We start from the raw sequence: 17271 nt of genomic DNA, 5'->3' as shown, positions 1-17271 counted from the left end.
ATTCTGAGAGCAGGGCTTTGTCGCCAACTGCATACATGACAGAATGATTTTTTAATCCCCGTCCCAGAAAAATCATCCCGCGTGGGCTTGCGGCTCACGCGGGATGGCATCGTTCTATGTGGCTGCGGACTACTTTTGCTTGTCCTGCTCCAGCAGCTCGGACGGCGTGCGATCGGGCTTTCCGCCGCGGAAGATCTCTCGACCGTGCAGACGATGCTCAAGATCGCGCTCGGCCTGCTCCTCCGTGATCTTGGTCTGGCTCACCACCGGGTCCTCGATCAGCGATGAAACCGAGTTGACCTGTTTTTGAATGCGCTCGGCAATGGTGTCGTCCATGCTTACGATGCGCATCTTCCAGTCGATACTCGTGGCGTTGGACGAGCTCTTGGTCCAAACGAACGTCAGGATGGCGCTTTGGTGCCCCTGAGCAGGAAACATGCCAAAGAAGGAATCATGCTGGATCCTGCTGTCCTCGTCGATATAGGCGTGAACGTTATACACCACACGGTCGATCTTGTCGTTGAGCAGGGCGTTGGTTGCGAGCGCCGCCGCCTGAATCTGACCGTTGGACAGCAGCTCGAGCTCATTGGCAGAAGACGTGTCCAGCACCGTCACCTCAACCGTGCCCGTGCGCTCATCTGCCTCGTCGACGGTAAAATCGAGCGGGAACTGCGTAAAGCCATTGCCCCATTCAAGTCCACCCTTGAGCGCGGTCGAAACGGTATCCACCGAAACACTTTCGGAAAGGTTCGCGGTATTCAGACGTCGCATCACGCCGTAGCCAATCTGCATGCCAACAATCAGCACCAAAATGCCGATAACCACGGCCATGGCGGTCTTCGTAATGGTATGGCTCACCTGCGAGCCCGAAGGGTCGTCCTCGGACAGCGGGTCGATATGTTTTGCCTGGCTCGCGCGATCCTCGCTGCGCAGCCGCGCCAGCGTCGCCTTGTCGCCGCGCTTGACGGCGGCCTCTTTCTCGCGCATGCGCTCGGTGCGCTTTTTGGCGAGCGTAGGATCCAAGACGCCGGATGCATCGATTTCGGAGAATAACTCCGTCACTTCTTCCGGAGTCAAAGGGTTCTTATCAGCCATGATCTTCCTGTCATATCAATCAGTCGAGCTCGTGCGCACGCGCACCTTCGAACTGCATTCGATAGTAACGGGCATAGGTGCCGCCACGGGCGAGAAGCTCCTCGTGCGTGCCACGTTCCACAACGCGACCATGCTCAACGGTCGCAATCTCGTCAGCATGCTTAATAGTCGAGAGACGGTGGGCGATGATGATCGTGGTACGGCCGCGTGCCAGCTCTTCGAGCGACTCCTGCACCGCTTCCTCGCTCTCGTTATCCAGGGCACTCGTCGCCTCATCCAAAATAAGGATCTTGGGATTCTTGAGAAAAACGCGCGCGATGGCGACGCGCTGCTTTTGACCACCCGAAAGACGGCTGCCGCGCTCGCCCACCACGGTGTCGTAGCCTTGCGGAAGCGATTCGATAAAGGTATCAATATTGGCGCGGCGGGCCGCTTCGGCGATCTCTTCTGCCGTGGCGCCCGGCTTGCCGTAGGCGATGTTCTCGCCGATCGTTCCATCAAACAGGTACACATCTTGCTGCACCAGGCCGATGGCACGGCGCAGACTATGCTGCGTCACGTCGCGCACATCCTGGCCGTCGATGCTAATGGAGCCGGCGGCAACGTCGTAAAAGCGCGGCAACAGCGAACAAGTCGTCGATTTGCCGCCGCCCGAGGGGCCAACCAAAGCGATGGTCTGACCGGGCTTGATGGACAGGTCCATGTGGTCGATAACAGGGCGTCCGTCGGCGCCGCGCTCGGCCAATTCAACATCCTCGTAGCTAAAGCACACGTCGCGGTACTCCACAGCACCAGCCGCCACCTGCAGATCCGCAGCACCCGGCTTATCCTGAATATCGGGGACAGTCGAGAGCACCTCATCCATGCGCTTAAAGCCGGCGATGGCTTTCTGATACGTCTCAGCCGAATTGACGAGCGTCTCGAGCGGCGTGCAGAACAGCGAAATGTAGAGTGCGAAGGTTGCCATATCGACCGCCTGCAGCTGACCCTGGGCAACGAGCCAACCGCCCAGCAGCACCACGATCACATAAAGCACTCCCGAGAGCAGGCCATACGTCGCGGTATAGACGCCCATGGCGTGATACATGTTCTCCTTGGACGAAAGGTAGCGATTGTTCGAGGCGCGAAACTTAGAGCGCTCGGTCTGCTCATTGGCAAAGCTCTTGACCACACGCATGCCCGCCAGCGAATCCTGCAGCTGCGCGTTGATGCCGCTAATCTTTTTGCGGTTATCGCTAAAGACCTCGCGCATGCGCATATTCTGCCAAAACATAATGACCGCGAACACCACCGTCACCACAGCCATGGCGAGTGCGAGCACCGGCGCGATGGTAAACAGAATCACAAACGAGCCGATGATCTCGATACCGCAGATAATGATCCATTCGGGCACGTGGTGCGCCGCCTCGCAGATATCGAACAGGTCATTGACCACGCGGCTCATCATGTCGCCCGAGCTGTTGCGATCAAAGTACGCAAAGCTAAACCGTTCGTACTGATCGAACAGGTCCTCGCGCATTTTGGACTCCATGCGCGCGCCCATCACATGACCCCAATAGCTCACAAAATAGCGGCAGGCGCAGCGGATGACATACATCAGCACCAGTCCCACCGCGATCATACCGAGCGCCTGCATAATAGCAGCCTGACCCTGAGTAAAGAGCCCGCCGGTCAGATTGCGCAAGATAATGGGGAACGCCAGGTCAATGGCGGCAAGCACCAGAGCACAAAGAGTATCAGCAACAAAAAGCCCCATCTGGGGCTTGTAATAAGACAAAAACCTTCTAAACATGCAGTCCTCGGGGATAAATAAATAGCGTGAGAAATCTGGTTGAACCGTTCGGGCTGAAAACAAAGCGTTCCAACAAGCATAACGCCAATGATCTGGCAGCGTCAGCGAAAACGTCCCTAAGCGAGCAAGGTGCCTTGAAAGAGGAGCGACGCGTACTTCGGTACGCGAGCGACGATTGAAAGGCAGATTGCCGCTTAGGGGCGTTTGCAGCGTCGACTCGTTACGCGGTTTGGTAAAACCGCGTAACTTAAAGCTCCGCTCCACCCAAACGATGAGCAATGCTGTCGCAGGCGAGCGCGCCCACGACGGTCTTGGCGTCTTCAATCTTGCCGTCGAGCACGGCGTCGATCAGCTCGTGCAGCGGTACCAGGTCAACGTTGACAAACTCGTCATCGTCGGGATCGGGCGCATCAAACTCGAGCTTGGTAGCCAGGTAGATGTGAATGATCTCGTCGCAAAAACCGCAGGTCGTGACAATCGACGTCAAAAAGCGAATGCGGCCGGCCTTAAAGCCCGTCTCCTCGTGCAGCTCGCGCTTGGCGCAATCGAGCGGGTCCTCGCCCGGATCGAGCTTGCCGGCGGGAATCTCGACCGTCACGCGGTCGATGGCGGTGCGGTACTGACGCACCAGCACGATCTTGCCACTCTCGGTCAGTGCCACAACGGCCGCCGCACCCGGATGGCGAACGATATCGCGGGCACTGCGGCGACCGTTGGGCAGCTCGACCTCAAGACGGTGGACGTCGAGGATCTTGCCCTTCCAGGCGCACTCCTCCGAAAGAATCTTCTCGTGCAGCAGGGCGTCATGCGGGTCGTCGTCGCCCAGCACCAGCACCGGCTCGTCGGCAACCTCGCCGCCCGGCTCGCCCTCTGCGTGTCCGTACGCGTGGCCGTCTTCCTCGACGATCTGCGCGTCCACGAGCTCTTCGTTCTTATCGTCCATCCGTCTCATTCCTCTCGGATTTTAGGCATCCCAGGCGTCGCGGCCGCGCAGCGCACGCAGGCCAATGTCGTGGCGCAGGGTCTTGCCCTCAAAATCAATCTTCTCGCAGGCCTCGTAGGCAAGGTCGCGAGCGTTCTCGAACGTGTCGCCCAGCGCGGTCACGGCGAGTACGCGACCGCCGTTGGTCACGAGCTTGCCATCCACCACAGCGGTGCCGGCGTGGTACACCGTCACATTCTCCATGGCCTCGGCATCCTCGATGCCGGTGATGACCTTGCCCTTCTCATAGCTGCCGGGATAGCCCGCACTCGTCAGGACAACGGCCACGGCCCACTCGTCACGCCAATCGAGCTCAACCTGATCGAGCTCGCAGTTGGCACAGGCAAGCATGACCTCGACCAGGTCGTTCTTAAGACGCGGCAGCACGACCTGCGTCTCGGGATCGCCAAAGCGGGCATTGAACTCCAGCACCTTGGGACCGGCGGGGGTAAGCATAAAGCCGCCGTACAGGCAGCCGCGGTAGTCGATGCCCTCGGCGGCGAGCTCTGCCACGGTCTGCTCCATGACCTTCACCATGGTGGCGTGCTCCTCGTCGGTCACGATAGGCACCGGGCTGTAGACGCCCATGCCGCCCGTGTTGGGGCCCTTGTCGCCCTCGAGCGCGCGCTTGTGGTCCTGCGAGGTAGCCATAGGACGAACGGTCTTGCCGTCGGTAAAGGCCAGCAGCGAGCACTCGGGGCCAACGAGCATCTCCTCGATAACCACCGTGTTGCCGGCATCCCCAAAGGTGCCGCCAAAGCACTCCCGCACAGCCTCTTCGGCCTGCGAAAGCTCGGTTGCCACAATAACGCCCTTGCCGGCGGCAAGGCCGTCAGCCTTCACGACCAGCGGAGCGCCCTGCTCGCGCACGTAGGCGAGAGCCGAGGCCTCATCGGTAAACGAGCCATAGGCGGCCGTCGGAATGTTCGCACGCTCCATGAGCTGCTTGGAGAACAGCTTGGAGCCCTCCATCTGGGCACCCTCGGCACCCGGGCCAAAGCACGGGATACCCGCCGCGCGAACGGCGTCGGCAACGCCTGCCACGAGCGGAGCCTCGGGGCCAATCACCACGAGTCCGCATCCATGGCTCTGGGCAAACGCCGCCACGGCCGCAGGATCGCAATCGTCGAGAACCACATTCTCGCCGCAGCTCGCGGTGCCGCCGTTACCCGGCGCGATGTAGAGCTTGCCGGCGCGCGGTGATGCTGCGAGCTTGGCTGCCAGAGCATGCTCGCGGCCGCCGCTGCCCAACAACAGGATGTCGATGGTTTGAGTGTCCGCCTTCAAGGGTGCCTCCTCTATGGATTACCGGCCCGCCAACCAAGCGGACCCATTACAAGCAAATATACCCCTCGGCCGCCCATCCGGGCTGCGAAGGGGTATATCGCAATAACCAAATAACGCCGATTACTTCCAGAATCGGTTGATGATCTGCTCGCGACCGGCGCCAACGCCGATGAACGTCACGCGGGTGTGTGCCAGATCCTCGATAAACGCCACGTAGTCCTGAGCCTCCTGCGGCAGCTCATCAAAGCTGCGGCAGCCGGTGATGTCGCACTTCCAGCCAGGGAGCTCCTCGTAGACGGGCTTGGCATGCTCAAAACGCACCTGGTGCTCGGGCACGCTCGTGTAGCGCTCGCCGTCGACGTCATAGGCAACGCACACCTTAATGGTGTCGAAGGCCGAAAGCACGTCGAGCTTGGTCACAGCGATGTCGGTGAGGCCGTTGACGCGTGAGGCATAGTTGGCGATAGGGCCGTCAAACCAGCCGCAGCGACGACGGCGACCGGTGGTCACGCCGTACTCGTAGCCCTCCTCGGTCAGCGTGTGGCCGGCCTCGGACTCATAGGAAAGCTCGGTGGGCATGGGGCCCGAACCGACGCGGGTGATATAGGCCTTCATGACGCCCAGCACGCGGTCGACGTTCTTCATGCCGACGCCGGAACCGGTAATGGCGCCGCCGGCGGTGCAGTTAGAAGACGTCACGTACGGATAGGTGCCGTGATCGATGTCGAGCAGCGTCGCCTGGGCGCCCTCAAACAGCAAATCCTTGCCCTCATCGATCATGTTGTTGAGCAGCAGGCTCGTCTCGGTGATGTAGGGGCGCAGGCGCTCGGCCATGGGCAGGTACTCATCGCAAATCTGATCCACGGTGTAGGTGGGCAGGTTGTAGATGAGCTCTAGCTCGGGGTTCACGCGGGCAAGAGCGGTCTCCAGCTTATCGCGGAACAGCGCCTCATCCAGCATGTCCTGCATACGCAGGCCAATACGGGCCATCTTGTCCTGGTAGCACGGACCGATGCCGCGCTTAGTGGTACCGATGTTCTTCTTGCCGAGCTTCTGCTCAAAGGCGCCATCCAGATCGATGTGGTACGGCATGATGACATGCGCGTTGCCGCTGATCTTGAGATTCTTGGTGGTGATGCCGTCGGCCTCGAACATGTCGATCTCCTCAAGGACGACCTTGGGGTTGACGACGCAGCCGTTACCGATCACCGACACGTGGTCGGAATACATGATGCCGGAGGGCACCTGGTGCAGGCCGTACTTCTTGCCGTTGACGACGATGGTGTGGCCGGCGTTGTTGCCGCCCGAATAGCGCACGACGGCATCAAAGTCGCCGGCGACCAGGTCGCAGATCTTACCCTTGCCCTCATCGCCCCACTGGGCACCGACCAAAACGGTTGACGGCATGTTTACTCCTCACATTCATGGACTGTCCGCACACCGCAAGTGCGCAGAAGCACAAAACATTCCCAGTATACCCGTGCAACGGGCGCCTGTCCTACTCCTCGGTATGCGCCCCATCAAGCTCATAGAACTTGGTGGATGCCGGCAGGAACATCAGGTCGACGTCGCCAATCGGGCCCGAACGGTTCTTGGCCACGACGATACGCGTAACGCCCTCGTCGGGTCGGTCGTCGCGCGAGGCCTCGGCCTCGTCGGCGGATCGGTCCAAGAACATGACGATATCGGCATCCTGCTCGATGGAGCCCGATTCACGCAGGTCGGACAGCTGCGGGCGCTTGCCGGTACGGGATTCAACCTGACGCGACAGCTGCGACAACGCGATCAGCGGAATCTTGAGCTCCTTGGCCATAATCTTCAGACCACGCGACATCTCGGAGACCTCGACGGTGCGGCTCTCGGAACGACGTCCCGGCGGGGGACTCACCAGCTGCAAATAGTCCAGGATGATGATGGCCTTCTCCTTGTTATGGAGCATGCGGCGGCTCTTGGCGCGAATCTCGGTCACCGTGGTGCCGGGCGTATCGTCAATCAGAATATCGAGCTTGGACAGCGTCTGCGTGGCCTCATTGATGTTGGCCCACTGCTCGGGACTAATGCGGCCCGTACGGAAGTCGCTGATCGAGATCATGGCATAGGCGCAAATCAGACGCTGGGCAATTTCCTTGCCCGACATCTCCAGCGAGAAGAAGCCGACGGTATAGCCCGCTGCGGCGGCATTGAGCGCCAAGTTCAGGGCGAACGACGTCTTACCCACGGCGGGACGGGCGCCGATAATGATGAGCTGGCCCTCGCGGAAGCCCATGAGCATACGGTCGAGCGACGGGAAGCCCGTGGGCACGCCTGCAGCCTGACCGCCGGCCTTGCACACTTCCTCGGCCTCGTTATAGGCCTCGACCATAAACTCGGTCAGCGTCTTGTAGCTCGACTTAACCTCACGCGCCGTGACCTTGAGCAGCTTGCTCTCGGCCAGCTCCACGACCTCTTTGGTGTCGGTGGGGGCGTTGTAGGCCAGCGCGTTGATCTCGTTGGTGGCGCCAATCAGCTCGCGCAGCATCGAGTCGCGACGAACGATGGCGGCATGGTGCTGCCAGTTAACGAGCGACAGGGTCTGACCCATCAGCTCCAAAATGTATGCCTCGCCGCCCACGGCATCGAGCTTGTTGATGCTTCGCAGGTAATCGATCAGCGAGATGGAGTCGATGGGGATGCGGCTGTTGTACATATCGACCATCGCGGTATAGATGGTCTTATGAATAGGCCGGTAGAAGTCATCGGGCTGCAGCTCGACCTGGGCCTCTTCGACCACCTCAGGCGATAGCAGCATAGCAGCCAGTACGTTGGCCTCTGCATCTTGGTTTTGGGGGAGACCCAGCTTGGAGCCACGGTCCTCGACCGTCAGCCCCGTCTCCCTATCGTCATATGCCATGAGCATCCTCATTCATATCGCTTGCGAGCATCCATAGTATCAGCCGCGGCTATAAATCGAGCCGCGCCTTGGCAATCATCACCGAACCAAACGGATGAACGGTCCCATACACGGGACCGCATCTCAATGACTGCCACGACACTCACCCAGCGCAAAAAATAAAAGGACGCCCTGGTCTCCCAGAGCGCCCTTCTTAGAACAAGATTGTTGCGTTGCAGCAAATGCTACTCGGCAGCAGCCTCGGTCTCGACCTCGGCGGTCTCGGTCTCGGCGACCTCAGCGGTCTCCTCAACCTCAGCCTCGGCAGCGAGCTCCTCGGCGGTAACGCCGACGAGAACGACAACCTCGGCCTTGATCTCGCGGTACAGCGAGATAGCGACGGTGTGGGCACCGGCAACCTTGATGGGCTTACCGAGCTCGACGCGCTTGCGGTCGATGTCCATACCGAGCTGATCCTTGATGGCGTCAGCGATCATAGCGGCGGTAACGGAGCCAAAGAGGATGCCCTCGTCGCCAACCTTGACGTCAACGGTGACCTGCTTGCCCTCGAAGGCAGCCTTGGTCTCGTTGGCGGTAGCCAGACGGACGGCCTCGCGCTTGGCGATGTTGTTGCGACGCTCGTCAAGCTGCTTGAGGTTGCCCTTGGTGGCGGCAACAGCGAGCTTCTTGGGGAACAGGAAGTTCTCAGCGTAACCCTGAGCGACCTCTACGACGTCACCCTCGCCGCCCTTGCCCTTGATCTCATCGAGAAGAATAACCTTCATGATGCGTCTCCCTTCTTAGCCGCGGTCGCGGTTGCCACGAGAGGAAACCACGGGGACGGTGTACGGCAGGAGAGCCATCTCGCGGGCGCGCTTGATGGCGTTGGCGATGTCATGCTGATGCTGCGTGCAAGCGCCAGTGACGCGACGGGGCTTGATCTTGCCACGGTCGGTCATGTACTTACGGAGAAGCTGAGTGTCCTTATAGTCGATGAACTCAGTGTTCTCCTTGCAGAACTGGCAGTACTTACGACGCGGCTGACGTGCAGAATAATCATTAGCCATGTCAAAATACCTTTCGTTTGGCAACTTCGGCGAGCCGAAGCCGCCTCTCACTCAAAAATAGGTGAACAACCCTTAGAACGGGATGTCCTCATCGTAGACGTCGACCGCGGGCGGCGTAGCCACCGGTGCGGCAGGACGCGCTGCGGGCGCGGGAGCTGCGGGGGCGTAACCGCCCTGATCGTAGCCACCCTGGCCACCACGGGAGCTCATAAACTCGATCTCATCGACGATGACCTCAAGCTTGCTCCTGCGCTGACCGTCGCGCTCCCAAGAGCTGTAGCGCAGCTTGCCCTCGATCGCGACCTTGTTTCCCTTTGCCAGGAAACGGCTCACGGCCTCGGCGCGGGTGCCGAACATAGTGCAGTCGACAAAGTTGGGATAGTCCTCCCACTCGCCAGTCTGCGCGTTGCGGCGACGATCGTTCACGGCGACGCCAAAGGACAGAACCTGGGTTCCGCCGGCGGTGGCGCGCAGCTCGGGATCGCGGGTGAGGTTACCGGTGATGTTCACTCGATTGATGCTCATAACTCACTACTTCCTCTTGGGGCACAAGCCCAGTCCAAAACGACAGTCTTACTCCTGGTCGTCGCGACGGACGATCATGTGGCGGACCACAGCGTCGGTGATGCGCAGGACGCGATCAAGCTCGGCGATCTGGGTAGGATCTGCGTGGAAGTTGATGAGGGTGTAGTCACCATCGGTGAGGTCGTTGATCTCGTAGGCGAGCTTGCGCTTGCCCCACTCGTCAACGGAGTCGACCTTGCCAGCGCCCTCAGCGATCGTGGTATCGATACGCTTCATAACAGCGAGACGAGTCTCGGGGTCGAGCGACGGGTCAACAAAGAACAGCAGTTCATAAGCCTTCATATTGTCACCTCCTCTGGGCAAATGTGGCTTCAGGTCGTGAAGGTGCGCCTGAAGCAGGAAAAGACTTGGTAATAATATCTTTCAACCTCCCAGGCTGCAAGAATATGCAGCTACAACCTCATGACCTCCACATATACCCATGCTTACACGGCTCTTCATGCGTATTCCAACCAAATGCTGACCAAGAGCTTGACGAATTCGATAGCAAGATACGCTGCGGCGAGGACAACCTGAGTCAAACCGCAGGTCGCCGATTGCAGGGTTGTGGTCACGAAATGCATACCACCGGTTCAATCGATTGCCTCAAAATTTTTAAATTCGCTGCCACGTCATTCATGAATACCTATTTTGAACAGATCATCGAGCGGGATCTGGCTGGTCAGGATGCTTTTTTAGTACTCATCTGGCACATGCCGGATACGGGTGCGGAGCGAGCGCTTTAAAAAATGCCAAGTTTTCTGTTTGCACTTTTCGATTCCTCGTGTATACTGACTTTCGCATTTAACGGAGAGTTGTCCGAGTGGCCGAAGGAGCACGATTGGAAATCGTGTAGGCGTCAAAAGCGTCTCCAGGGTTCAAATCCCTGACTCTCCGCCAGTTAATTCCAAAGCAGGCCTTAGTGCCTGCTTTGTTTTTACCCCACGCGGAGGGGTGGCAGAGTGGTTGAATGCGGCGGTCTCGAAAACCGTTTGGCCTGTATAAGGTCACGAGGGTTCGAATCCCTCCTCCTCCGCCATTTTGGTTGAGAAAGCTCCCGGGAATGGGGGCTTTTTTGTTTTGAGTCCCTAACAAGCAAATACGGCGAAGAAGGAGGGGTTCGAACCCGCCAGGGCGCAAAGCGTAAAGAAAACGCGCCGGTGGCGCGTTTTTAGCGCAGCGCGGTCGGCGCAAGCCAACCGAATAAATTTTGAGCTCCGCTCAAAATTTAGACATCCCTCCTATTCAGCCACGCCCCCATCGCATTCAGCATCAACCCAGATCCCCAAACACGTACATCACCCCCCAAAAACGATATTTTTCGACATCTTTGGAGGGTGATGTACATGCTTGGGCCCTATGACCGTACCCAGTCCCGACCGTTTGCCGAGCAATAGGGTCGCAATAGGCGCCGAACATGTACTATGTACGGGCATTGTCCAAACCCGCAACTCAAAGGACCCCATCTTGCCCGTCGTCGCCGCCACAACCGTTACCTCACATGCCTCGGATGCCATGGTCGCTATCCCATTTTGGCTCGAGATGTTCGCCGTTGTCGCTGCATCGATCTCGGGTGTGCTGGTTGCGCGCGAACACAAGCTCGACCTGGTGGGCGCGGTCGCACTCGCGGTAGTCTGCGGTCTGGGCGGCGGTCTTTTGCGCGACATGACACTCCAGGTCGGCAACGTCTACATCCTCAACCAGCCAATGGCGCTGCCGCTCTCCATCGCCACGGCGGCCATCATTTACATCTTCCCGGCAATCGTCGATAAGCCCGACAAACTCATCCCCCTGCTCGACATCATCTCGGTCGGCATCTATGCGGCAACCGGCGCAGACAAGGCACTGGTCTACGGATTTGCACCCGTCGTTTGCATCATGATGGGCTTTTTCACCGCGGTGGGCGGCGGCATGCTGCGCGACGGCTTTATGGGCGTGGTTCCGGGCATTTTCCAACGCACCAACTTTTATGCCATCGCGGCCATCGCCGGATCGGCAAGCTATGTAAGCCTCGTCATGAGTGGCTTGGTCAGCAATGTCGCCGCGCTGGTCGTATGCGTTATCGTGACCATGGGTCTGCGCTGGCTCTCGCTGCGCTTTGACATCAAAAGCCCCACCGAAGAAGACATCGCGCACTTTTTACATCGCAAAAAGTAGATAGCACGGCACGACCTTTCGAAATGCAACCGAGAGGTTCTTTTAGAGCGCTCGCACGTTGGGTACCCTGTTAGATATACGCCGAGTATCTAACGAAGGATTCACTATGCCTTGCAACCTAGAACCGTCGACCAAGCGCCACAAAGCGCAGGCCCGCATCGCCCTCCTATTCGTACTGATTGCGCTTGCGCTGACCGTACTTCCCACGGCGTCGTTCGCCGGCACAGACACCGCGGGCAACGTACTCGCAACCGAAGCTGACTCAAATCCGTCTGGCGTCGCGGGCGACCTGTACTGGGCTGGCCAAAGCCTTAACCTGGACGATGCCTCCATCGGCCGCGATATTATCGCGGCAGGCGACAGCCTATCGATTCGCGACTGCACCGTAGGCGGCGCCATTCGCCTGGCGGCGCGCACCATCGATATCTCCAAAACCGCAATCGATGGCAGCGTGACGGTAGCCGGTCAGCACGTCGTGCTCAACACCGGTAGCACCGCCAACTGTTTTTACGCGATGGGCGATACTGTTGCCCTGCGAGGCTCCACCAAGTCGGCAGCACTTGCAGGCGATACGGTGACCATCGACGGCACCGTCGAGGGCGATGTCGAGGTTTGGGCCGACAAGCTCGTCTTGGGCAAAAACGCCCGCATCACCGGCACCGTGAGCGCGCATGTTTCCGAGGACCCCGAGCGGGCCGAGGGCGCTCAGGTCGGAGCCCTCAAGATCGACCGTACCGAGAACGAGAACACCTCAACGATTAACGACACCATCGGCGGCATCGTCGCCGCGGCGCTTTCCACCTGCTTTGTCGCGATCCTCCTCGAGCTCGTCTTTCCGCGCGCGACCGCCAGCGCCGCCGGCATGCTTCGTCAACGACCTACCCCTCTGTGGGTGAGCGGTCTTTTGGGCACGGTGGCCGCCGTTCCCGCCGTCCTGTTGCTCATCATCTCGATTGCAGGTCTGTCACTCGCCGGAGCTCTCATGTGCGCCGTGATCGGTATCGCTCTGGTCTCGGCGGCGTTTACGGGCACCGCGATCGCACGCATGATCGGACACAGCCAGAACCGCTACGCCATGGCCGCCGTGGGCGGTATCGCCGCGGGCGCACTCACGGCACTTCCCCTTATGGGCAGCTTTGTCAGCGGCGTAGCCTTCGTCTTTACGCTCGGCTACGTCATCCAGATCATCTGGCGCAACGCCCGCCTCAAGCCGCAGCAGGCCGCCAATACTCCGGGCCTTCCTTCCGCCTAGCCGTCAACCGCCACAAAGGGGACAGACACCTTTGCGGTGGTGCAGACCAACTCAATCCCTGTGCACCAAAAAGGGCACCGACCGCGATGGTCGGCGCCCTTTCTTGTTAGTCGCTATAAAGCTCGGCGCTTATTTGTTGACCTGACCGGCGCGGACTGCGGCCTTCTTGCGGTCGGTAGCATTGAGCAGACGCTTGCGCAGGCGGATGTTCTTGGGAGTGATCTCCACCAGCTCGTCGTCGGCGATGTACTCCAGCGCCTCCTCCAGCGAGAAGGTGCGGGGCGGCACCAGCTGGACGGAGATATCGGAGGTCGAGGAACGCTGGTTGCCCAGGTTCTTGGTACGGGCGATGTTGACGACCATGTCGCCGGCCTTGCTGCGCTCGCCCACGATCATGCCCTCGTAGCATTCGGTACCCGGCTCAACAAACAGCTGGCCGCGCTCCTGCAGCGTGCCCAGAGCGTAGGCAACGGCTTTCTCGGTGGTCATGGAGATCATGGCGCCGTTCTGGCGGTTGCCGATCTCGCCGGCATAGGGGCCGTACTCCAGGAAGGTGTGGTAGAACACGCCCTCGCCGTGAGTGACGTTCATGATGCGGTTCTTAAGACCCATGATGCCGCGGGTCGGGATCTTAAACTCGAGGTGCGTCACGATACCCGAGGTATCCATGCTCGTCATGATGCCGCCGGAGGTGCCGAAGACCTCAACGACCTTGCCCGAATACTCGTCCGGGCACTCGACGACGGCCTGCTCGACGGGCTCCATCTTATTGCCGTTCTCGTCCTTCTTAAACAGAACGCGGGGACGGCCGACCTGGAACTCAAAGCCCTCGCGACGCATGGACTCCATCAGGACGGACAGGTGCAGAATGCCGCGGCCCGAGACCTCGACGCCGCTCTTGTCCTCGAGCTCCTCGATCTTCATGGTCACGTTGTTCTCGGCCTCGTTGAACAGGCGCTCCTTGAGCTGACGGGCACCCACGATGTCGCCGTCGCGGCCGACGAGCGGGGAGGTCGAAGCCTCAAAGACGATGGACAGGGTCGGCGGGTCGATCTCGATGGGTTCGAGCTCAACGGGGTTCTCGGGATCGGTGTAGACATCGCCGATATCGGTGCGGTCGATGCCCACGACGGCGGCGATATCACCGGCGCCGACTTCCTGGCACTCGGTGCGACCCAGGTAGTCGAAAGTAAAGAGCTGCTTGACGGTAGCGGTAGCGCTGGAACCGTCGTTCTTGACGACCAGGATCTGATCGCCCTGGTGAATGGTGCCGGAGTACACGCGACCGATACCGATGCGGCCAACGAAGTTGGAGTGGTCGATGGTCACACACTGCATGGCCAGCGGGGCGTTCTCGTCAACCTCGGGCGCGGGCATGTCGTCGATGATCATATCGAGCAGCGGATACATGTCCATGTTGCCGTCGTTGGGGTCAAGGCGGGCAAAGCCATTCATGGCGCTGGCGTAGACCACGTGCTCCATGGCAAACTCAAGCTGGTCGTCGGTGGCGCCCAGGTCGGCCATCAGGTCCAGGCAGTCGTTGTAGGCCTTCTCGGGGTTGGCGCCCGGACGGTCGATCTTGTTGATGACGATCATGATCTTGAGGCCGGTGTCGATGGCGTGACGCAGCACGAAGCGGGTCTGGGGCATGGGGCCCTCAAAGGCATCGACCAGCAGCAGGGCGCCGTCGGCCATACGCAGCACGCGCTCGACCTCGCCGCCAAAGTCAGCGTGGCCCGGGGTGTCGATGACGTTGATCTTAACGTCCTTGTACTCGATAGAGATGTTCTTGGCGAGAATCGTAATGCCGCGCTCGCGCTCCTGGTCGTTAGAATCCAGGACGCGGTCCTCGACCTGCTGGTTGGCACGGAAGGCGTCCGTGGCACGCAGGAGCTTGTCGACCATCGTCGTCTTGCCGTGGTCGACGTGAGCGATGATGGCGATGTTCCTCAGATTGTCTACGCGCATGTAGTTCCCCTATCTTCTATCTATATACAACCGGCACGCGTATGCGACCCGCCCAGTAACACAACGCTCGGCGGGAATTTTGAGCCTTTTACCGAAAACTCGTTTATTTTAGCGATTTTAGATAAGAGGGGTTTCCTCGCCTGCAGGTTCAGGGTCGCTCCACATAAAACCATCGCCGGCGCCCACACCTTCGTACAGTACATATGCCGAAAAGCCGCTCTCGAGCGTCGTCTCAAAGAAACTCACAAGCAGGGCGTCATGGTAGCCGCCATCAATTTCGACACAACCGGTGTAGCCGATGGCGTAACGGGCGATGCGACCCAGGCCCTCGTCCTTAAGGCCCATCTTGTGCTCGGAGATAAAGTTGGTGGCAGCCTCGAGGCATGCCTCCTCGCCGTCCTCGTCGAGTGCCGCCAGATAGCGGTTGGACGCGGCGTCTTCGATCGCAACGACAACACCGGGGTTCTCACCAGCGGCCAGGTCGTCTAAAAATGCCCCGATGAGGTCGCACACCATGGCGTCGAGCTCGGCGGAGACGTTTCCGGCGTCCTGCATATCCTGTGCCATTTTTAGACCTTCCCATCGAGTCCGGCGTCGTTACATCTCTTGTGCCTCGGCAGCGATCTCGGCGGCGGCGTCGCGGGCGCGCATCATATCGGCGGCGCGCTTATCGAGTACCTTGATCTGGTTGGTCAGCATCACGGCATCGACCACGCCCCAGATGACCAAGCCCATCGAAATCGAAAACCCAAGCGCACCAACTGTACCACGAAGGCGCGAGGAGATTGCCGCGACAAGTGCGGAGACGGCAACCATCTTGATAAAGGAGGCACGGCGCTCGCGAAGCGTACGGGCCTGCGTCACATAGGCGATGCGTGCGGCCTCGGATGCCTCCGAGCGCATCTGGGCCTCGCGGGCAATGGCGGCGGCTTCGGCTGAAACGCCGCGACCCATCAGTGCATACTCCGTCTCATGGCTACTCGTCATTTAAAAATCATCGGGCGAGAGCGTATGGACGAACTCGTCGAACTTCTCAAATTCCTGCTCATCATCGACTTCCTCGGCAACCGGAGAGACGGTCCCCAGGCGGTTCATGATGTCGTCCTCAACAAACATGGGAGCATTGCTGCGCACGGCGAGGGCGATGGCATCGCTCGGACGCGCATCGATCCTATGCTCGTTGCTGTCGGCCAAAACGACGACCGTCGCGTAGAACACGGGAGGCTCGGCACGGACAATCTCGATGCGCTCGAGTTTTGCATCCAGGGCATCAAGCGTATCGAGCAGCAGGTCATGGGCAATCGGGCGCTCGGCACGACCGCTGTCGATACCACGGCTAATAGCCGCAGCCTCAAAGGAACCAGTTTGGATAGAAAGGGAGCGCAGCGGCGCAGGGGAGTCCGATTTGCTGCAGCGCTCGCGAAGTACGATAAGCGATGGCACGGGACCGGCGGCCATGACGATGGTCTCTATGTCGACACGAACCATGGAACACCTCCGGTACGTAGCGGTTAACACGCGGCGCCTTCGCCGCATTGAATAGCTATACTACCCAATCTTTCGCACAGCACACAAAACCAAAATGAGTTTTATCACACACAAGAAAAAAGCCCCGAGGCCATGCCTCGAGGCTCTTCACAGTTTTGATGGTGGACCTGACAAGATTCGAACTTGTGACCTCCCGGTTATCAGCCGGACGCTCTAACCAACTGAGCTACAGGTCCATCATGGTGGAGGTTAGGGGGATCGAACCCCTGACCTCAGGCTTGCAAAGCCCGCGCTCTCCCAGCTGAGCTAAACCCCCACGGAGACAGTAATAAACACCCCAGCGGCGACTCGGCTCTCGCTGGGGTGTTTATTGCGAAAGAAAGTGGTGGACCTGACAAGATTCGAACTTGTGACCTCCCGGTTATCAGCCGGACGCTCTAACCAACTGAGCTACAGGTCCATCGCGCAAGGGATATATTAGACGAGTCGTTACGCGCGCGTCAACAACTTTTTTGAAAATCTTTGGAGGGTGTTCGCCCCGGCCGCACGGCGGCATGTGAAGTCGCCTGCTCGGACAGTCCTAACTCGCGCAGAGAGCACATTAAGTGCTCTCTGGCTCGTGCGGAACTCGCGATCGACTTCACATGCCGCCGTGCGGCCGGGGCGAACGCGAGTCCCGAGGTTTTCAAAAAAGCGGTCGGCGCGCAGTGCGCCGACCGCCGATATATGGGGTCTGATATTTTCTACCAG

At 59.6% G+C, this 17271-nt stretch carries 17 protein-coding genes and 5 tRNA genes; 5 read left to right on the top strand and 17 right to left on the bottom strand.

Annotation, left to right across the window (positions count from 1 at the left end; translation table 11 throughout):
- Window positions 1-129: 129 nt before the first annotated feature.
- The 10 genes from OGM60_00390 to rpsF form a co-directional block, all read right to left on the bottom strand.
- Window positions 130-1095: a hypothetical protein gene (locus OGM60_00390; protein ID UYI99282.1), complete on the bottom strand. Its 966-nt coding sequence runs from the start codon at window positions 1093-1095 to the stop codon at window positions 130-132.
- Between the two features lie 19 nt (window positions 1096-1114).
- Window positions 1115-2887, bottom strand: a complete 1773-nt coding sequence (locus OGM60_00385) for an ABC transporter ATP-binding protein/permease (GenBank protein UYI99281.1) — start codon at window positions 2885-2887, stop codon at window positions 1115-1117.
- A gap of 247 nt (window positions 2888-3134) precedes the next feature.
- Window positions 3135-3830 carry an NUDIX hydrolase gene (locus OGM60_00380; GenBank protein ID UYI99280.1) on the bottom strand — a complete coding sequence of 232 codons (696 nt, stop codon included), beginning with the start codon at window positions 3828-3830 and terminating at the stop codon, window positions 3135-3137.
- Between the two features lie 21 nt (window positions 3831-3851).
- Window positions 3852-5156 carry a phosphoribosylamine--glycine ligase gene (gene purD / locus OGM60_00375; protein UYI99279.1) on the bottom strand — a complete coding sequence of 435 codons (1305 nt, stop codon included), beginning with the start codon at window positions 5154-5156 and terminating at the stop codon, window positions 3852-3854.
- A gap of 120 nt (window positions 5157-5276) precedes the next feature.
- Window positions 5277-6563 carry an adenylosuccinate synthase gene (locus tag OGM60_00370; GenBank protein ID UYI99278.1) on the bottom strand — a complete coding sequence of 429 codons (1287 nt, stop codon included), beginning with the start codon at window positions 6561-6563 and terminating at the stop codon, window positions 5277-5279.
- Window positions 6564-6654: 91 nt separating this feature from the next.
- Window positions 6655-8052, bottom strand: coding sequence for a replicative DNA helicase (dnaB, locus tag OGM60_00365; GenBank protein UYJ00134.1), 1398 nt, complete (start codon window positions 8050-8052; stop codon window positions 6655-6657).
- 218 nt (window positions 8053-8270) lie between these two features.
- Window positions 8271-8810: a 50S ribosomal protein L9 gene (gene rplI / locus OGM60_00360; protein UYI99277.1), complete on the bottom strand. Its 540-nt coding sequence runs from the start codon at window positions 8808-8810 to the stop codon at window positions 8271-8273.
- 15 nt (window positions 8811-8825) lie between these two features.
- Window positions 8826-9092 (bottom strand): 30S ribosomal protein S18, encoded by a 267-nt coding sequence (rpsR, locus tag OGM60_00355; GenBank protein ID UYI99276.1) that lies wholly within the window; start codon window positions 9090-9092, stop codon window positions 8826-8828.
- Window positions 9093-9164: 72 nt separating this feature from the next.
- Window positions 9165-9617 (bottom strand): single-stranded DNA-binding protein, encoded by a 453-nt coding sequence (ssb, locus tag OGM60_00350; protein UYI99275.1) that lies wholly within the window; start codon window positions 9615-9617, stop codon window positions 9165-9167.
- A 48-nt stretch (window positions 9618-9665) separates the two neighbouring features.
- On the bottom strand, window positions 9666-9959 hold the full coding sequence (gene rpsF, locus OGM60_00345) for a 30S ribosomal protein S6 (GenBank protein ID UYI99274.1): 294 nt from the start codon (window positions 9957-9959) through the stop codon (window positions 9666-9668).
- A 275-nt stretch (window positions 9960-10234) separates the two neighbouring features.
- On the opposite strand from rpsF, the gene OGM60_00340 reads away from it, so the two are divergent.
- From OGM60_00340 to OGM60_00320, 5 genes are all read left to right on the top strand, one after another.
- Window positions 10235-10402, top strand: coding sequence for a hypothetical protein (locus OGM60_00340; GenBank protein UYI99273.1), 168 nt, complete (start codon window positions 10235-10237; stop codon window positions 10400-10402).
- A gap of 63 nt (window positions 10403-10465) precedes the next feature.
- Window positions 10466-10556, top strand: a tRNA-Ser gene (locus OGM60_00335).
- A 48-nt stretch (window positions 10557-10604) separates the two neighbouring features.
- Window positions 10605-10695 (top strand) — tRNA-Ser (locus OGM60_00330).
- A 428-nt stretch (window positions 10696-11123) separates the two neighbouring features.
- Window positions 11124-11813: a TRIC cation channel family protein gene (locus OGM60_00325; protein UYI99272.1), complete on the top strand. Its 690-nt coding sequence runs from the start codon at window positions 11124-11126 to the stop codon at window positions 11811-11813.
- Window positions 11814-11919: 106 nt separating this feature from the next.
- Window positions 11920-13065 carry a polymer-forming cytoskeletal protein gene (locus OGM60_00320; GenBank protein ID UYI99271.1) on the top strand — a complete coding sequence of 382 codons (1146 nt, stop codon included), beginning with the start codon at window positions 11920-11922 and terminating at the stop codon, window positions 13063-13065.
- 129 nt (window positions 13066-13194) lie between these two features.
- Here the strand turns inward: OGM60_00320 and typA are convergent, their stop codons facing one another.
- The 7 genes from typA to OGM60_00285 all read right to left on the bottom strand — a co-directional run bounded on the left by typA (window position 13195) and on the right by OGM60_00285 (window position 16981).
- Entirely contained in the window at window positions 13195-15033 is a 1839-nt protein-coding gene (gene typA / locus OGM60_00315; protein UYI99270.1) for a translational GTPase TypA, read from the bottom strand.
- A gap of 117 nt (window positions 15034-15150) precedes the next feature.
- Complete coding sequence (locus OGM60_00310) at window positions 15151-15600, bottom strand: hypothetical protein (GenBank protein ID UYI99269.1); 450 nt, start codon at window positions 15598-15600, stop codon at window positions 15151-15153.
- A gap of 30 nt (window positions 15601-15630) precedes the next feature.
- Window positions 15631-16020, bottom strand: a complete 390-nt coding sequence (locus OGM60_00305; GenBank protein UYI99268.1) for a hypothetical protein — start codon at window positions 16018-16020, stop codon at window positions 15631-15633.
- Window positions 16021-16521 (bottom strand): bifunctional nuclease family protein, encoded by a 501-nt coding sequence (locus tag OGM60_00300; protein UYI99267.1) that lies wholly within the window; start codon window positions 16519-16521, stop codon window positions 16021-16023.
- Window positions 16522-16680: 159 nt separating this feature from the next.
- Window positions 16681-16757 (bottom strand) — tRNA-Ile (locus OGM60_00295).
- 4 nt (window positions 16758-16761) lie between these two features.
- A tRNA-Ala gene (locus tag OGM60_00290) sits at window positions 16762-16837 on the bottom strand.
- Between the two features lie 67 nt (window positions 16838-16904).
- Window positions 16905-16981, bottom strand: a tRNA-Ile gene (locus OGM60_00285).
- Between the last annotated feature and the right edge of the window lie 290 nt (window positions 16982-17271).

Source organism: Coriobacteriaceae bacterium, assembly GCA_025757745.1.
Lineage (GTDB): Bacteria > Actinomycetota > Coriobacteriia > Coriobacteriales > Coriobacteriaceae > Collinsella.
This window is presented reverse-complemented; position numbering and strand designations above follow the sequence as displayed.

What these genes read in the sequence shown, in the direction of transcription:
- OGM60_00390 (UYI99282.1), bottom strand. Translation starts at nt 1,095, where the DNA reads ATGGCTGATAAGAACCCTTTGACTCCGGAAGAAGTGACGGAGTTATTC.
- OGM60_00310 (UYI99269.1), bottom strand. Translation starts at nt 15,600, where the DNA reads ATGGCACAGGATATGCAGGACGCCGGAAACGTCTCCGCCGAGCTCGAC.
- OGM60_00320 (UYI99271.1), top strand. Translation starts at nt 11,920, where the DNA reads ATGCCTTGCAACCTAGAACCGTCGACCAAGCGCCACAAAGCGCAGGCC.
- OGM60_00305 (UYI99268.1), bottom strand. Translation starts at nt 16,020, where the DNA reads ATGACGAGTAGCCATGAGACGGAGTATGCACTGATGGGTCGCGGCGTT.
- rpsR (UYI99276.1), bottom strand. Translation starts at nt 9,092, where the DNA reads ATGGCTAATGATTATTCTGCACGTCAGCCGCGTCGTAAGTACTGCCAG.
- dnaB (UYJ00134.1), bottom strand. Translation starts at nt 8,052, where the DNA reads ATGCTCATGGCATATGACGATAGGGAGACGGGGCTGACGGTCGAGGAC.
- OGM60_00385 (UYI99281.1), bottom strand. Translation starts at nt 2,887, where the DNA reads ATGTTTAGAAGGTTTTTGTCTTATTACAAGCCCCAGATGGGGCTTTTT.
- OGM60_00380 (UYI99280.1), bottom strand. Translation starts at nt 3,830, where the DNA reads ATGGACGATAAGAACGAAGAGCTCGTGGACGCGCAGATCGTCGAGGAA.
- OGM60_00340 (UYI99273.1), top strand. Translation starts at nt 10,235, where the DNA reads ATGCATACCACCGGTTCAATCGATTGCCTCAAAATTTTTAAATTCGCT.
- ssb (UYI99275.1), bottom strand. Translation starts at nt 9,617, where the DNA reads ATGAGCATCAATCGAGTGAACATCACCGGTAACCTCACCCGCGATCCC.
- rplI (UYI99277.1), bottom strand. Translation starts at nt 8,810, where the DNA reads ATGAAGGTTATTCTTCTCGATGAGATCAAGGGCAAGGGCGGCGAGGGT.
- OGM60_00370 (UYI99278.1), bottom strand. Translation starts at nt 6,563, where the DNA reads ATGCCGTCAACCGTTTTGGTCGGTGCCCAGTGGGGCGATGAGGGCAAG.
- typA (UYI99270.1), bottom strand. Translation starts at nt 15,033, where the DNA reads ATGCGCGTAGACAATCTGAGGAACATCGCCATCATCGCTCACGTCGAC.
- OGM60_00300 (UYI99267.1), bottom strand. Translation starts at nt 16,521, where the DNA reads ATGGTTCGTGTCGACATAGAGACCATCGTCATGGCCGCCGGTCCCGTG.
- rpsF (UYI99274.1), bottom strand. Translation starts at nt 9,959, where the DNA reads ATGAAGGCTTATGAACTGCTGTTCTTTGTTGACCCGTCGCTCGACCCC.